Annotated in this window: 10 protein-coding genes; all 10 read left to right on the forward strand. The window is 46.1% G+C overall.

The genetic code is table 11. The features are described 5' to 3' along the window. Positions 1–85: 85 nt before the first annotated feature. On the forward strand, positions 86–1,993 hold the full coding sequence (gene serA, locus G395_RS0114320; RefSeq protein ID WP_026630674.1) for a phosphoglycerate dehydrogenase: 1,908 nt from the start codon (positions 86–88) through the stop codon (positions 1,991–1,993). Positions 1,994–2,085: 92 nt separating this feature from the next. Beyond that, positions 2,086–3,159 (forward strand): aminotransferase class V-fold PLP-dependent enzyme, encoded by a 1,074-nt coding sequence (locus G395_RS0114325; RefSeq protein WP_026630675.1) that lies wholly within the window; start codon positions 2,086–2,088, stop codon positions 3,157–3,159. Positions 3,160–3,191: 32 nt separating this feature from the next. After that, a complete protein-coding gene (locus G395_RS32115; protein ID WP_157486703.1) occupies positions 3,192–3,461 on the forward strand; it encodes a hypothetical protein in 270 nt (89 codons plus the stop codon). 219 nt (positions 3,462–3,680) lie between these two features. Further along, a complete protein-coding gene (locus G395_RS32415; RefSeq protein WP_169720040.1) occupies positions 3,681–3,968 on the forward strand; it encodes a hypothetical protein in 288 nt (95 codons plus the stop codon). Positions 3,969–4,168: 200 nt separating this feature from the next. Then, positions 4,169–4,741, forward strand: a complete 573-nt coding sequence (locus tag G395_RS0114340; protein WP_229204170.1) for an RNA polymerase sigma factor — start codon at positions 4,169–4,171, stop codon at positions 4,739–4,741. 41 nt (positions 4,742–4,782) lie between these two features. Further along, positions 4,783–5,973, forward strand: coding sequence for a FecR family protein (locus G395_RS0114345; protein ID WP_229204171.1), 1,191 nt, complete (start codon positions 4,783–4,785; stop codon positions 5,971–5,973). 203 nt (positions 5,974–6,176) lie between these two features. Beyond that, a complete protein-coding gene (locus G395_RS0114350; protein ID WP_229204172.1) occupies positions 6,177–9,680 on the forward strand; it encodes a TonB-dependent receptor in 3,504 nt (1,167 codons plus the stop codon). Positions 9,681–9,697: 17 nt separating this feature from the next. Continuing rightward, positions 9,698–11,623, forward strand: a complete 1,926-nt coding sequence (locus G395_RS0114355) for a RagB/SusD family nutrient uptake outer membrane protein (protein WP_026630681.1) — start codon at positions 9,698–9,700, stop codon at positions 11,621–11,623. A gap of 28 nt (positions 11,624–11,651) precedes the next feature. After that, positions 11,652–12,353 (forward strand): DUF3823 domain-containing protein, encoded by a 702-nt coding sequence (locus G395_RS0114360; RefSeq protein WP_026630682.1) that lies wholly within the window; start codon positions 11,652–11,654, stop codon positions 12,351–12,353. Between the two features lie 34 nt (positions 12,354–12,387). After that, positions 12,388–15,924, forward strand: coding sequence for a PVC-type heme-binding CxxCH protein (locus G395_RS0114365; protein ID WP_026630683.1), 3,537 nt, complete (start codon positions 12,388–12,390; stop codon positions 15,922–15,924). Positions 15,925–15,931: the final 7 nt, after the last annotated feature.

Below are 15,931 nucleotides of genomic sequence, written 5' to 3' on the forward strand. Positions count from 1 at the left end.
GTGTGATATGTTTGAGATTCGTAATTTTGCGGCTGGTAACGCCAATTCTATTTAACCGATTAATATTCAGTTATTTTCCCTTTTCATGTCCACATTAACACTCAATCCATCACCGTACATTATCATTGATTTTGACAGCACTTTTACAAAAGTGGAAGGGCTAGACGAATTGGCAGCGATCGCCTTAAATGGCCATCCAGAGCGTGATCAGGTTGTTCAGAAAATAGCTGACCTTACGAATAAGGGCATGAATGGCGAAATGTCGTTTGCTGACGGGCTTCGTCAGCGGATCGGGCTTTTGAAGGCAAACCGTTCCCATATTCAGGAACTGGTAGCTTTTTTAAGGACAAAGGTTTCGGATTCGTTTCAGCGTAACAGGCAGTTTTTGACTGAGCATGCAGATCAGATATTTATCGTTTCGAGCGGTTTTAAGGAGTTTATTGTGCCCGTAGCGACAGAATTGGGCATCCATGCAGATCATGTGTACGCCAATGAGTTCCTGTTTGATGAAGACGGCAACATAACCGGAGTGGATGAAGAAAATGTCCTTTCAAAAGACGGTGGAAAAATAAAATTGCTTTCTTCTCTTAATCTGACGGGTGACGTTTACGCCATCGGGGACGGTTATACAGACTATGAATTAAAAGCATCAGGATTAGCGAGTCGTTTTTACGCTTTTACAGAAAACGTTGAACGTCCGCGCGTTGTGGCTGTTGCGGATCACATTGCAACGTCATTCGATGATTTTTTATATGATAACAAAATGAGCAGAAGCCAGTCTTATCCGAAAAGCCGGATCAAAGTGCTTTTGCTTGAAAATGTGCACCCTGCGGCGCTTCGCGCTTTCGAAGAGCAAGGATTTAATGTTGAATTCGTCAAAGGTGCATTAGACGAAGATGAGCTTTGCGAGCGTATAAAAGATGTTTCGATCATCGGGATCCGCTCTAAAACCAACATTACCAAGCGTGTTTTGGACAATGCGAACCGTTTGATGGCGATTGGTGCATTTTGTATTGGAACCAACCAAATTGATCTGGAAGAAGCTGCGAAAAAAGGAATAGCCGTTTTCAATGCTCCGTATAGCAATACGCGTTCTGTTGTTGAACTTGCTGTGGGTGAAATGATTATGCTCATCCGTAACATCGTTGGCAAAAGCAATCAGCTGCACCAGGGAATCTGGGATAAGTCAGCAAACGGAAGTTTCGAAGTTCGTGGCAAGAAACTGGGAATGGTGGGTTACGGAAGCATTGGGACCCAGCTTTCTGTTGTTGCGGAAGCGCTTGGTATGGAAGTCTATTTTTATGATTCGGTAGAGAAATTATCTCTGGGTAACGCACGGAAGGTGAGCACATTGGAGGAGCTTTTAGCGATTTCTGACGTGATCAGCATGCACGTGGATGGCCGCAAAGAAAATACGAATTTGATTGGAAAGCGTGAATTTGCCTTGATGAAAAACGGCGTCATATTCCTGAATCTGTCACGCGGTCACGTGGTGGACATTGAGGCGCTGGCGGATGCGGTGAAGAGTGGAAAAGTGGCAGGAGCCGGTGTAGACGTGTTTCCAAAGGAGCCGAAAACCAATGACGAGATATTTGAAAGTGAACTGAGAGGATTGCCTAATGTAATTCTGACGCCGCACATTGGTGGAAGCACCGAGGAAGCGCAGGAAAACATCGGCCATTTCGTTCCTTCCAAATTACTGGAATTCATGAACAACGGGAGTTCTTATGGAAGTGTAAATTTCCCCGAAGTCCAGTTGCCGAAGCTGAAAGATTCCCACAGGTTATTGCACATTCACGCAAACGTTCCTGGGATTTTGGCGAAGCTGAACCATATTTTTGGTAAAAATAATATCAACATTACGGGCCAATATCTCAAAACCAACGAGCACATTGGTTACGTGATTGTTGACATTGCGAAAGACTATACCGAAGAATTCATTCAGGAAGTAAAAGATATAGAAGGGACGATCAGGTTCCGGATGCTGTATTGAGATTGAACAAACAAGATTCAACGGTGCCGGCCAGTTGATCGGCACGGCCAACTCATTCAGCCTTCCTTCCATCAAAACTCAGTCATTAATCGATGTCTTTAACCTATTTTACCCCAGGCCCGGCTCAGTTGTATCCTACATTTGAGCAGCATTTACAAAGCTTTGTCAGCGGTCAGCTGGGATCTGTTTCGCACCGCAGTCAGCAATATCGTGACTTGCATAAGTTTACCGTAGACCAGCTCCGTATTCTCTTGAATGTGCCTGATACACATGCTATCATGTTCCTGGGCTCTGCGTCGGAAGCGTGGGAGCGTATTTTGTTCAGCTGTGTGGAGCTGGAAAGTTTCCACCTGGTTAACGGATCCTTCTCGAAGAAGTTTTGTGAATATTCGAGTGCATTGAATAAGTATGCACACAAATTCGAAAAGCCGATGGGCGAAGGTTTCACAGCTGACGAAATCGAAGTGCCTGAATATGCCGAATTGATCTGTGTAACGCATAACGAAACGAGCTCGGGCGTGCAAATGCCTGTAAGCGAAATCCATAAGCTTAAACAAAAGAACCCGGACAAGTTCATTGCCGTAGACATCGTGTCTTCCGCTCCATATCCTGATCTCGACTACAATTTGATCGATACTGCCTTTTTTTCTGTCCAAAAAGCATTCGGACTTCCGGCTGGTCTGGGGGTTTGGATTGTGAGCGAGAAATGTTTGGAAAAGGCAAAGCAAATCAAAAACCAATATTCTATCGGCGCCCATAACGATCTGCCGACGCTTTGGAAAAACGCCTTGAACAATGAAACACCAGCTACACCTAATGTGATGGGGATTTATTTGTTGGGTAAAATCGCAGAGGACTTTAATAAGATCGGCGTTGGCGAACTCAGGAAAGCAACAGAGCAAAAGGCAGCACTCATTTATGATTTCATTGAGAAGACCAATGGCTTTTCTTCCTTCGTAAAAGAAGTACAAAACCGCTCTCAGACAGTGGTTGTCGCCAATGTAGAAACTCCTTCCGCGGACATTATCAAGAAGATAAAAGAAAAAGGAATGGTGATCGGAAGCGGTTATGGAGAATTCAAAAGTTCCCAGCTCCGAATTGCCAATTTCCCTGCAACTTCCTATGATGCCGTTGAAAAGCTGGTGTATGAATTAGGGGACATCTAAAAATAAAATCAAGAATAAAAGTGACCATAGGGATGACGGGACGTATCAATGTCCTAATCATCCCTATTTCTGTGAAAAGGAACGACATTCTCTGGAAATCCATTCTCGAAGACACCTTCGAAGACTTTTTACGGTTCTTCTTCCCAGAAGCCGACGACATATTTGATTTCTCCAAAGATTTTGAATATCTGGACAAAGAGCTCGAACAGCTCTTCCCGCCCGATAATAATCATTATTCCAGCAAATTTGTAGATAAGCTTGTTAAAGTCTTCACCAGAGAGGGTCAGGACGAATGGAGATAGGTTCACATTGAAGTGCAAGGCTACACCGACCCACACTTTTTGGATCAATGCGACAGGAAGTTGGCTGAGAGCAACAATGTGTTTGCGCACATTATTATGACGGTCAAAATTGCACTCAAAAGTAAAAAGTTAGATGACAAAGATTTGTTTGACTTAAAAATGCAGTTAGCCAGAAGGCCTCTTAAAGAGAAAATATCAAAGGCTAAAATTGCAAAGCTGATGAAATTTTTGAAATTTTATGTTGTACTTAATGACCCCTTTCTTACGGCATCATTCAGCGAGCAGGTTTTCAATTTAACACATAAAACATACACGACTATGGGCATTGATGAAGCAGTAATTTACATTACCAGAGAAGAAGCAAAAGAGGAAGCTTTCTTGGAAAAGGATATTACATTCACTAAAAGCTTGCTGAATGCAAATCGGTTCAGCCTGGAAGAAGTCGCGGAACTAGTAGGCGTTCCTGTGGCTTTCGTTCAGGAAGTGAAAGCAGAGATGTCATTATAAATCGAAACAGCACAGATATGAAGCGCAGGCCAACCCGGTCCTGCGCTTTTTTATTCTCTCCGGTTGTACACAACCCAAGCCCGAAAAATCTTTCAAATAGTATTTTAGAGATAATTATTTAGCTTTATGCCTTGTTAGTAAAAACGGACTTGGCGGTGATCAATTTTGATACCTTAATAGGGGAAAAAACGGACCAGCAATTGTGGCAACGGATTCGCGAAGGAGACGAGCAGGCGTTTACAATCATTTTTGAGAAATACCACCGCACGCTCTATAATTACGGAAGCAAGCTCTCACAAAACTCAGCCATTGTCGAAGATGCAGTTCAGGATGTTTTTATCGACATCTGGCGACTGCGGAATAACCTTACAGACAACGTAACTTCCGTTAAGTTTTACCTTTACCGGTCGCTTCGCAGGCGCATTCACCTGGCCAAGGACAAGTTTCCTGTTACGGAGGAAATTACACTGCTGAATGACACAGAAACGCCAGCGAATGGCGGAAACTCCGAAACATTGCTGATCGACATTGAGTCTGCCTCCTTACGCGCGAAACAAGTGCAAAATCTGATGTCCCAGCTTCCGGAGCGACAAGTTGAAGCGCTGACATTGCGCTATTTTGATGATTTCAGCATTGAAGAAATAGCCGGGATTATGGGCGTCAGTGAAAAGTCAGTTCGCAATTTTATTTACAAAGCACTTACTTCCCTCCGCCATAACCGGGAGATTTTGCTGATATCCAGCCTGATCTTCTGCCTGTTAGGTATTTTTTAGAATTTTTCTTCAAAAAAGTTTGATTTTCGAGGGGTCATTTCGTGAATTCTCTGCTCTTTCCTTATGAAAGACGAATTTCCCCCGATATGACGCATGACCCTTACTCCTTAACGGAACTGATCCGAAGCGATGAATTTATCGCGTGGGTGATGCGCCCGGACGCACATAGCAATGAAAAATGGCGACTTTTCCTGGAAAATCACCCGGAAAAGCAACGCACAATAGAAGCCGCCCGCGAATATGTGATCCTGCTTGCCAAAGACACTGGCAGAGACCAGCCTACCGAGAAGCAAAGCGTAAGAATGTGGAGCGCGGTGGAAAGTCAGATGCATAATCAGGAAACGGGACCTTCAAAAGTGGAAGAGGCTGCCGAGCCTAAACGGATCCTATCAGGATGGCGCTGGATAAGGGTCGCTGCATCTGCAGCTTTGATCCTGAGCATAGGTTCGGTGAGTTACTGGTTTTATTATAAGCAGGGCAACGGACGGGTGAGTGGAAATTTGGGTACTGAGCAAGTTGCTGCTGACAAAGTCGTGCAAAAGTATAATGATACGCAAAAGCCGCTGACGATCCTGCTAGCAGATGGCAGTTCGGTGGTTTTGCAGCCTGGCGGACATCTGAGCTATTCTGAAGTTGCCAATGCAAAGCGTCGTGAAGTGACTTTAACAGGAAAAGCTTTTTTTGAAATCGTCAAAAACAAGGAAAAGCCTTTCCTTGTTTACAGTTACGGTTTGGCAACGAAAGTGTTGGGAACCAGTTTCATGATTGATGCTTCGGAAGCAAATAAGGAAATCCGGGTGGAAGTGAAAACAGGGACGGTGTCGGTTTTTTCAATCAATAATTTAGACAAAAAAGAAATCGACGAAGAATCAGACAAACCGGAGCTGACGGGAATCACGCTCAGTCAGGATCAGAGAATTGCATTTTCAAAAGAAAGCGGCAGGATCGTCAAGCTGGATAGCCAGGAAAAGGGACCGGTTTCGGATATGGATATTTCGAAACAAGGGTTTGTCTTCGACGAGACGCCTGTTCATGAAGTGTTTGAAACTTTGGAGAATGTATATAATGTGCAGATCAGCTATGATAGGGTAAAAATGGGCAATTGCACATTAAATGCCACGCTGATAGGGCAGCCGTTCAGAGAAAAACTGGATGCGATTTGCAATGCATTGGATGCCCAGTATGAGATCAATGATAACCAGGTTTCCATTGTCGGAAATTGGTGCAAGTAAAAAGAATCGAATCTTAACCAAAATGCCGCCGCGTATGACATAACCTATCCGCTTTGACACAAAAAAAGACCAGCCATGTTCCAGCATGACTGATCTCAAGATTCCCCGAAGTAACTGACATTACTTTACATCCGCTTTTGCAGGGGATGCAAGGGAAGATTTCGTTGAATAAATCTCCTTAACCAACAAATTCATTCAAAAATATGAAAAAAGTTCGACGACTTGAAGACTTTCTCATTACACTCATGCGAATAACAGTCATTCAATGTATCCTGGCGGGTATATTCGTAGGGATTTCATGGGCACATGATGGAAGAGCTCAATCTGCATTGAGCCAGAAGGTTACGGTTGACATCCAGAATGAGGACATTAAAAAGATCCTTGGACAACTGGAGAAGCAAACCAATGTAAAGTTCGTGTTCAGTTCCAAACTGATCCAGTCAGAAAGAAGGGCATCTATAAGGGTGCAAAACGGGGCACTAGCTGATGTTTTGGACGCGCTTTTGAAACCTATGGAATTGCATTACAAAGCAAAGAATAACCTGATTGTCATCAGGCCGGATAGTCAACCAGACAAGGCGGGCGAGGTTGCGGCTGAGCCAGCCGCTGCGCAATCAGCCGAAGCTGCCATTGAGAAAACGATAACAGGAACGGTTAAGGAAGACGGGGGAGCCGGCTTACCAGGCGTAAGCGTGGTCCTTAAAGGCACACAAACCGGAACATTGACCGACGAAAAAGGAAAATACTCGATTACCGTTCCCGATGGAGAAACAACATTGATTTTCTCATTTGTGGGTTTTATATCGCAAGAGGTGCTGGTTACTGGTGCTCAGAGCACATTTGACGTTGCGCTTAAAGTGGATGACAAATCGCTGGAAGAAGTGGTGGTTGTTGGTTACGGAACGCAAAAGAAAGAGTCGCTTACAGGCGCAATCGCTACGGTTACCAGCAAAGATCTTGATCGCGTGCATGGCGGCTCAACTGTAAGTTCCGGACTGGCCGGAAAAATACCGGGCGTAACATTCAGGATGCCGGACGGACGCCCGGGAGCAGCTGCAACGGTGCAGATCAGGAACATGGGCAATCCGCTTTTTGTCATCGACGGGATTCAGCAGGACGACAAGCAGTTCAACAACATTTCCCCGAACGATGTTGAAAGCATTACCGTGCTAAAAGACGCTTCTGCCGCTATTTACGGGGTTCGGGCGGCGAATGGTGTTGTGGTGGTTACAACCAAAAGAGGAAAAAACGGAACAAAGAATACAATCAACTTAGATGCTTACACCGGCTGGCAAAACTGGTCGAGATTTCCTAATGTAGTCAATGATTCGTATCAATGGATGCACGGAAAAGCGGAGGCGGAAATGAACCAGTATGGCAAGACTTCCATCACCCAGGCTGAACTTGATAAGTATAAAGCAGGCACTGAAATGGGCTATAAGAGCTTCAACTGGAAAGATTTTATCGTTAAGAAAAATTCGCCGCTAACCTCGGTTAACCTGAACATGACGGGCGGTTCAGACAAAATCTCCTACTACATATCCGCAACGCGGTTAAGCCAGAATTCGGTCCTCGGACGTGAGTTTACATTTACAAGGAATAACCTGCAAAGCAATGTTGACGCCAAGATCACGGACAATTTGAAAGTGGGCATTCAGATCAACGGCAGGATCGAAACCCGCGATCAGCCAGGTATTCCGGGCGGTGATGATTACTGGCTGCCTCGTTTTGCAATTCTGCGGAACCGTCCGTTTGAACGCCCTTATGCCAATGATAACCCATTGTATCTCAATGATATCAAACACAATGAAACCAACTGGGCCTATAACAACAAGCGTCTGGGTGGTTACCAGACAGACATTTGGCGCGTATTGCAGACGAACATGACAGCAGAATACAAAATCCCGGGGATCAAAGGCTTGGTTGCCAAGGGAATGTATTCCTATTACATTGGAGACCGGGTTTTGAATGGCCACGAATACACTTATGAAGCCTATACCTACAACCCGACTGACGACACTTACAAGGTAACCGGCGGAAGCACGAACCCCTGGCGCGAAAGACGCACGCAAAAGATCATGCGCAATGTGTATCAGGGCCAGCTGAACTACAACAACACATTTGGCAAAAATACAATCGGCGCCACATTTGTTGCAGAACGCCAGGAAGAGCGTGATCAGGAACAATGGGTACACTCGGTTCCCAAAACCAATGTGCTTCCCCTGGTCTATTTTGCAACGATGGACACTTACGACGATAAGGACAATCAGCTTGCGCGTATAGGGTATATCGGTAGGGTTAATTATGACTATGCAGGCAAATATTATGTAGAAGTTTCGGCTCGACGCGATGCTTCCTGGAAGTTCGCTCCGGATCGCCGGGTGGGTTATTTCCCATCAGCTTCTGCGGGATGGAGGATTACAGAAGAGCAATTCTTCAAAAATATCATTGGCACGAGAAGCATTCTGGACGATCTTAAACTGCGGGCTTCCTATGGGATTTTGGGAGATGATAACATTCTTTTCAATAATGATGTCAACCGTCCTTTGGATCCTTATGCATACTTGCCAGGCTATAATTACAACCAGGGCAACGCGATTTTAAGTGGAACAGCAGTGGTAACTTCCCGCGATAAAGGCCAGATTATTAATAATATATCCTGGTTTAAAAGTAAAATCACGGACGTAGGTGCAGACTTTTCCTTGCTAGGAACCAAACTGACTGGTTCGGTTGACTATTTCTACCGTTTGAGAACAGGACTTCTGGGGCGCAAATACGACCTGCTTGTGCCAAGTGAGTTGGGTTACAGCCTGCCGGATGAGAATGTTAACAGCGATTCACAAGCCGGATGGGAACTTGCCCTGGCTTATAATGGAAAAGCTGGCGACATTGGCTATTCGGTTGGTGGTAACGTGTCCTTCTCACGCACCAAGTTTGTCTCTTCTTATAAGCCCGTTTTCAACAATTCCTGGGACCAGTACAGGAATTCTGAGGAAGGCCGTTACAGGAATGTTTACTGGGGATATGAGACAATCGGACAGTTTCAGTCGCAGCAGGAGATCAATGAATATCCTGTTAACATCGATGAACAGGGCAACCGCACATTGTTGCCGGGCGACCTGATTTACAAGGATATCAATGGCGATAATGTGATCAATAACCTGGACGAGAGGCCAATCGGTTACACAACAAATGGGCAGCCCAACATTAACTTCGGTTTGAACTTCGCGGTTACCTGGAAAGGCATTTCATTTAACGCAGACTTCTCAGGCGGGGCAATGTATTCCTGGAACCAAAACTGGGAACAGCGCTGGGCTTATCAGAACGACGGCGCTTTGAACAAAATATTCCTCGACAGATGGCACCGCGCAGATCCCTTTGACCTGAACAGCGAGTGGATCCCGGGCAAATATCCGGCATTGCGCTACAATGACGGCGGACACAGCAACTACAAGCGAAACTCCACTTTCTGGATCCATAATGTGAAGTATATCCGTGCAAGGACCATTGAACTGGGTTATTCTCTGCCAAAAACATTGCTGGAAAAAGTGAAGCTGCAACGCGCCAGGATTTACATCAATGGTTACAATTTGTTCTCGATTGACAATCTGAAAGAATTTGGCATTGATCCTGAGATCTCGGAAGAAAACGGTCTGCAATATCCGCAGAACAAGTTTGTCAACGTAGGGATCAATCTTTCAATTTAATAAAACCGTATTTCGCGATGAAAAAGATATTTTATATACCAGTATTTGTATTGCTTTTGCTTAGCTGGGGCTGTAATGATGATGAATTCCTGAATCGGCCGCCAACAAACATCCTGACAGAAGAACAGGTCTGGGGCGATGAAGGCCAGGTTCTTTCGTTACTGGGAAATTTATACAACCGCTACGTCGATCTGGGCAACTTCCGTGATTTTGAGCGCCAATGGGACCTGGATCCCCTTACCGGCTGGACGCGGTTAGCGGATTTCAATGAAGCATTCTGGTCGGAATCAGGCCGTTATAAGGAATTTCAAAACAGTGGCTGGGATCTAAACACCTGGTCGATCTGGGATTACGGTTACATTCGGGAGATGAATTTATTCATCCAAAAGTGCGAAGCGGCCGAAAAGCTTTCACCAGCTGTCAAAGATCGCTTTCTGGCAGAAGCACGATTTCTGCGTGCTTCCTACTATTTCGAGCTGGTAAAACGCATGGGCGGCGTTCCATTGATTCTGGAACCGATGACTTATGATTTTAGCGGAGATCCTACTTACCTGCAACATGCGAGGGCCAAGGAGTCAGAGATTTATGATTTTGTAATTAAAGAGGCGGAGGAAATTAAAGCCAAGCTTCCTGCTAATGCCGGGGAAAAATCAAGGGCCACACAGGCAGCCGCACTGGCAATGCAGGCCCGTGCAGCATTGTACGCCGGTTCGCTGGCAAGATATGGTGTGAATACGCCTTCGGTTTCTTTGCCTGGCGGTGAAGTGGGAATTCCTGCAAATCTGGCCACAGGTTATTATACCAAAGCATTGGCAGCGGCGAAAGAGATCATCAGCGGCAGCGTGGGCGCTTATGCACTCTACAACAAAAAGCCCGATCTCTCGGAAAACTTTTCAAGTATATTTTATGATAAAGCAAACAATTCGGAAGCCATTTTTGTAGACGATTACAAACTGCAAAGTGGCAAGGTGCATTACTTCACCGGCTCTAACCAGCCTCGCTATGGTGCTGAGGAAGAGGAGGGTGGAAGAATTAACCCATCATTGAATTTTGTGGAGTCATTTGAAAAGCTGGACAACACATTTGCCCGCATTCCAACCACCAATGCAGCCGGCGCGCCTATTTATTATGCCAATCAAACCGACATTTTCGAGGGCCGTGACGCAAGGCTTGCCGGAACGGTTATGCTGCCCGGAACCACATTCAAAGGTCGCACCGTAGACATTTGGGCTGGCTTCCAGCTAGGAAACGGCTCCATCGTCAGCGGCGACGACCGCGGTGCACAAAAGACATTGCCAGGCAAATCGGTCCCTGAACAAGTTGTAGGTTTCGATGGTCCGATCGATGGTTTTGAATTCACTGCGCAAACAGGATTTTATCTGCGTAAATATCTGGATCCGGTTGTAGGATCAGGGCAGCGCGGGGTTAACAGTGAAGTTTGGTTTATCCGTTACAGATATGCCGAAGTGCTTTTAAACGCAGCTGAGGCCGCATTTGAACTAAAACAACCCGCCGTAGCAGCCGGTTATATGAACCAGGTGCGTGCCCGTGCCGGATTGTTGAAACCACTCGTGGCCGAAGACATTACATTCGACCGCATCGCGCATGAACGCCGCGTGGAGCTGGCTTTTGAAGGACATTATCATTTCGATATCCAGCGCTGGAGGATTGCCCACATTGTTATGGATGGCAACGCGATCAGCGCGGCAGACCTTTCCAAAGACCTGGGAAAAGCGACAAAAAGAAACACGCAGCCCTGGGCATTGTGGCCTTACAAAGTGTATGAGCCAGGATCGCCTAATAATGGTAAATGGATTTATAAGCCTGTGAAATTGAGCCGTGTAACCGGTGCTGACCGCTTCCAGTTAGGGAATTATTATTCGCTGATTACAGACGAGGTTGTCAACAACAATCCGAAGATCATACGGAATCCAAATCACTAGGCCATCATATTCAAAAAGATCAGCTATTATGAAAATCAGATCTCAATTTATACCATACCTGGCATTGCTTTTCCTTATTTCAGCATGCGCAAAGGACAATTTTACCGAACCGAAATCAACATTATCCGGCCGGATCGTCTACAATGGCGAGCCCATTGGCGTAGAGTATAACCAGGTAAGGCTGCAACTCTGGCAGCCGGGCTTCGGTAAGCTTGCGGCGATCGATACGCAGGTCGATCAGAACGGTTCCTTCTCTGCTCTGCTTTTTAATGGTCAATATAAATTGGTTGTACCAAAGGGGAGAGGGCCTTTCAAGACGCTGGAAAAAGATGCTGCCGCAAAAGACACATTGTTTGTGACACTGGAAGGCAATCAGCAGCTGGACCTGGAAGTGATGCCTTACTATATGATCCGTACGCCTCAGTTTGCAGGGGCTGAAAACAAGGTCACAGCCACATTAAAGCTGGAAAAGATCATTAATGGCGCCGACGCTAAGGCCATTGAACAGGTTTCGCTCTTTATTAATAAAACAGAATTCGTGTCGCGGTCAACCAATGTGGGCGTAACGGATATAGCAGGGGCAGAAATCAAAAATTTGAATGCGATTACCATAGCCACAGAAATTCCTGCCCTTGTGCCGACGCAGAAATATGTTTTTGCAAGAGTCGGTGTGAAGATCAAGGATGTAGAAGACATGATTTTTTCACCGGTTCAAAAGGTGGAATTTTAATAACAGACTCCAAGTGAATTTAAATAGCGTATTAATGAGGAAGTACAGTTTAGTGTTGCTGATCGGGTTATTTGTGTTAGGGTGCGCCAAGAGCAAAATGGGTTCTTCCGGTACAAAAACGAGTGTTTTGCAAGGCCGCAGGGCAGAAGTGCTGTTTCTTGGTCATAATAGCAAGCACCACGATTCGGGAAAATATGCGCCCTGGCTCTCCGTGAAATTGTTCAAAAGCGGGATCAATATGACGTACACCGCGGACTTGAACGACATCAACGCCGACAACCTGAAAAAATACGATGGACTGATCATTTACGCCAACCACGATTCACTGTCATCGTCACAGGAAAGCGCAATGAAGGCCTTTGTCGAAGGCGGCAAGGGCCTGATTCCGCTGCATTCGGCTTCCGGCTGTTTCAAGAATTCGAGCTGGTATATCAAAACGATCGGCGGCCAGTTTGCTTCTCATAAGGTAGGCAGTTTTAAAAATACGATTTTAAAACCCGACCATCCAGTGATGCAGGGCATTACGGATTTTGAGACCTGGGATGAAACTTACGTGCACAAAAACCTGAATTCAGACAAAACCGTCCTGGGCGAGCGCGTCGAAGGCGATGTGCATGAGCCTTATACATGGGTGCGCAACGAAGGGAAAGGCCGCGTTTTTTACACCGCTTATGGCCATGAAGATAGCACCTGGACAAACCGAGGATTTTTGGATTTAGTAAGAAATGGCGTCATGTGGGCAGTTGGCGATAAAGTGAAGGCGGAAATTGCTGCCTTGAAATTGCCGGATGTAGACATTTACCAGTCGGATACGATTTCTCATTATACCAAGAGGCATGTCGTTCCGAAAATGCAGGAATCACTGTCGCCATCGGAATCAAATAAACTGACACAGATCCCGGCTGATTTTGAAATACAACTTTTCGCGGCCGAACCCGATATTACCAACCCCATTGCCATGGCCTGGGATGAGCGAGGCAGGTTGTGGGTCGTAGAATCGGTGGATTATCCCAATACATTCAAAGAAACAGACGGCGCGGCCAATGACCGCATCAAGATCTGTGAAGACACCAACGGCGATGGCAAAGCCGATAAATTCACCGTCTTCGCAGACAAGCTGAACATTCCGACCAGCATGGTTTTCTCCAATGGCGGGATCATTGTTTCTATGGCACCGGATTTTGTTTTCATGAAAGACACCAATGGCGATGACGTTGCTGACGTGCGGGACGTGATCATGACAGGCTGGGGCAAAAATGATACGCACGCAGGACCTTCCAATCTGCAATATGGGTTTGACAACAAAATCTGGGGGGTGCTGGGTTATTCGGGTTTCAAAGGCACCATCGATGGCAAGAAAATGAATTTTTCACAAGGCGTTTACCATTTCAAACCGGATGGAAAAGAGTTTGCCTACCTCGGAAGCAGCAGCAACAACACCTGGGGCCTCGGCATGACGGAAGATAACAATGTATTTCTTTCGACAGCCAACAACACGCATAGCGCCTATTATTCCATTCCCGGCCAGTATATGCAGCGCACCATTGGCGACGATCAGCCTGCTCTCTTGTCCGTGCAAAAAATCGACGGACATTATGACGCGCATTCGCTAACGCCGAATTTACGTCAGGTGGATGTGGTAGGAGGGTTTACTTCCGCTGCCGGTCACCGCTTTTACACGGCCAGAAATTTCCCCAAAGAATACTGGAACCGCATTGCATTTGTATCCGAACCTACCATTCGCATCGTGCACAACGCCATTGTGGAACCGGATGGAGCGGGTTTTAAGGAAAAAGACGGATGGAATTTTATGGCGAGTTCGGACGAATGGTTTGGTCCCGTGCAGGCAGAAACCGGTCCGGATGGAGCGGTTTGGATTGCCGACTGGTACAACTTCATTATTCAGCACAATGTGTTCGTGCCTGCGCAGTCACCCGCGGAATTTATTATGCCCTCCAAGGAACAGCCCCCAGGCCCCGGAAATGCATTCAGCAGCCCTATGCGCGACTTGAATCACGGTCGGATTTACCGGGTTGTTTATAAAAACGGAAAGAAAACGCCTCCTATGAAGTTGTCAAAGGATGACCTGCCTGGCCTTGTAGCAGCGTTGGAAAACGACAACATGTTCTGGCGCATGACGGCTCAGCGGCTTTTGGTAGAATCGAAAAAACTGTCTGTCGTTCCCGATTTGTATAAAATCATTAACAACCCGAAAGTAGACGAGATTGGACTATACAGCCCGGCCGTCCATGCATTATGGACATTACATGGCCTGGGTGTCTTGGACGGTTCCAATGTGGAAGCATTGCAGGTTGTAAATAGAGCATTGACGCACCCGGCTGCGGGCGTTCGCAAGGCAGCGGCGAGTGTTTTACCAAAAAATGATCAGAGTTTTGAAATGCTTCAAAAAGGCATGAAAGATGCCAATCTGAATACGCGTTTAAGTGTTTTTGTTGCTTTGATAACATTGCCGGCTTCGGAAAAAGTAGGGGAAGCAATTTATCAGGCGGCATTGGACGAACAAAACGCAAAAGACCCATGGCTGTCCAAAGCATTATTGGCAGCCGCTATTAGCCATGAAAAAGGATTTTTAGCTGCTTCGGAAAAACAATCCGGGAAATCGGCTTTTGCCGAGCAGGTTACAAAAGCGCTTGCAAAGGAAGTATATCCGTTGGGCCGTCGCAATACGTTGCAATATCCGCCTGATGTATCCGGAAAGGAAATCACCATTAAAGCCAGTGTAACCAAGGCAAAAGACAAAGCATTGCAAGGTTTTATCGCCGGACAAGGTGGAAAAGATGGTGGTTATGCATTGTACATTCAGCGTGGGAACTTGATTATGGCGGTCAAACAGCATGGTATGGTGAGTCAGGCAGCAACCACAGAGCCGCTTCCTGAAAAATTCGATGTCGTAGCCAGTTTGACCAAAACGGGAGACATTATCATTGCTATCGACGGAAAAGAAGCTGCAAAAGGGAAAGCGCATATGCTTTTTGCTACGCCGCTCAGCAACTCCGTCCGCACCGGCGAGGATATGGAAGGCGAAGACAAGATCGGTTCGTATGAAGGTAAATTTGGCTTTGTGGGCAATTTCCAAAAGGCATCTCTGGAACTGAATCGTCCGTCGGAAGAAAATGCAGCAGCCATGGAGCGTCAAAAAACGACAACTAACAGCAATGCAAAATCGTCGAATGCGACAGTCATCGAGCTGAAAGTTGAAAAGGAAATCATGCAGTTCGACAAAAAGCAGCTTACGGTGAAAGCAGGGCAAAAGGTAGTGATCAATCTGGAAAATCCGGATGGAATGCAGCATAATCTGGTCATTATTAAGCCTGGGACATTGCAAAAAGTCGGTCAGGCCGCAGATGAAATGCTTCGCGACCCGAAAGCTGCTGAGAAGCAGTATGTTCCGAAAGTTCCGGAGGTTTTATATGCAACCAGACTCGTCAACTCAGGCGAAACGGTCACATTGGAATTTACAGTCCCTAATGAGCCCGGCGACTACACTTACGTATGCACATTCCCGGGTCACTGGCGCGGAATGAACGGAATTTTGCAGGTAGTTAAATAATTTAAAA

Origin of the sequence: Dyadobacter alkalitolerans DSM 23607, from assembly GCF_000428845.1 — a bacterium.
GTDB classification, from domain to species: Bacteria; Bacteroidota; Bacteroidia; order Cytophagales; family Spirosomataceae; genus Dyadobacter; species Dyadobacter alkalitolerans.

What these genes read in the sequence shown, in the direction of transcription:
- serA (WP_026630674.1), top strand. Translation starts at nt 86, where the DNA reads ATGTCCACATTAACACTCAATCCATCACCGTACATTATCATTGATTTT.
- G395_RS32415 (WP_169720040.1), top strand. Translation starts at nt 3,681, where the DNA reads ATGAAATTTTTGAAATTTTATGTTGTACTTAATGACCCCTTTCTTACG.
- G395_RS32115 (WP_157486703.1), top strand. Translation starts at nt 3,192, where the DNA reads ATGACGGGACGTATCAATGTCCTAATCATCCCTATTTCTGTGAAAAGG.
- G395_RS0114355 (WP_026630681.1), top strand. Translation starts at nt 9,698, where the DNA reads ATGAAAAAGATATTTTATATACCAGTATTTGTATTGCTTTTGCTTAGC.
- G395_RS0114325 (WP_026630675.1), top strand. Translation starts at nt 2,086, where the DNA reads ATGTCTTTAACCTATTTTACCCCAGGCCCGGCTCAGTTGTATCCTACA.
- G395_RS0114365 (WP_026630683.1), top strand. Translation starts at nt 12,388, where the DNA reads ATGAGGAAGTACAGTTTAGTGTTGCTGATCGGGTTATTTGTGTTAGGG.
- G395_RS0114360 (WP_026630682.1), top strand. Translation starts at nt 11,652, where the DNA reads ATGAAAATCAGATCTCAATTTATACCATACCTGGCATTGCTTTTCCTT.
- G395_RS0114350 (WP_229204172.1), top strand. Translation starts at nt 6,177, where the DNA reads ATGAAAAAAGTTCGACGACTTGAAGACTTTCTCATTACACTCATGCGA.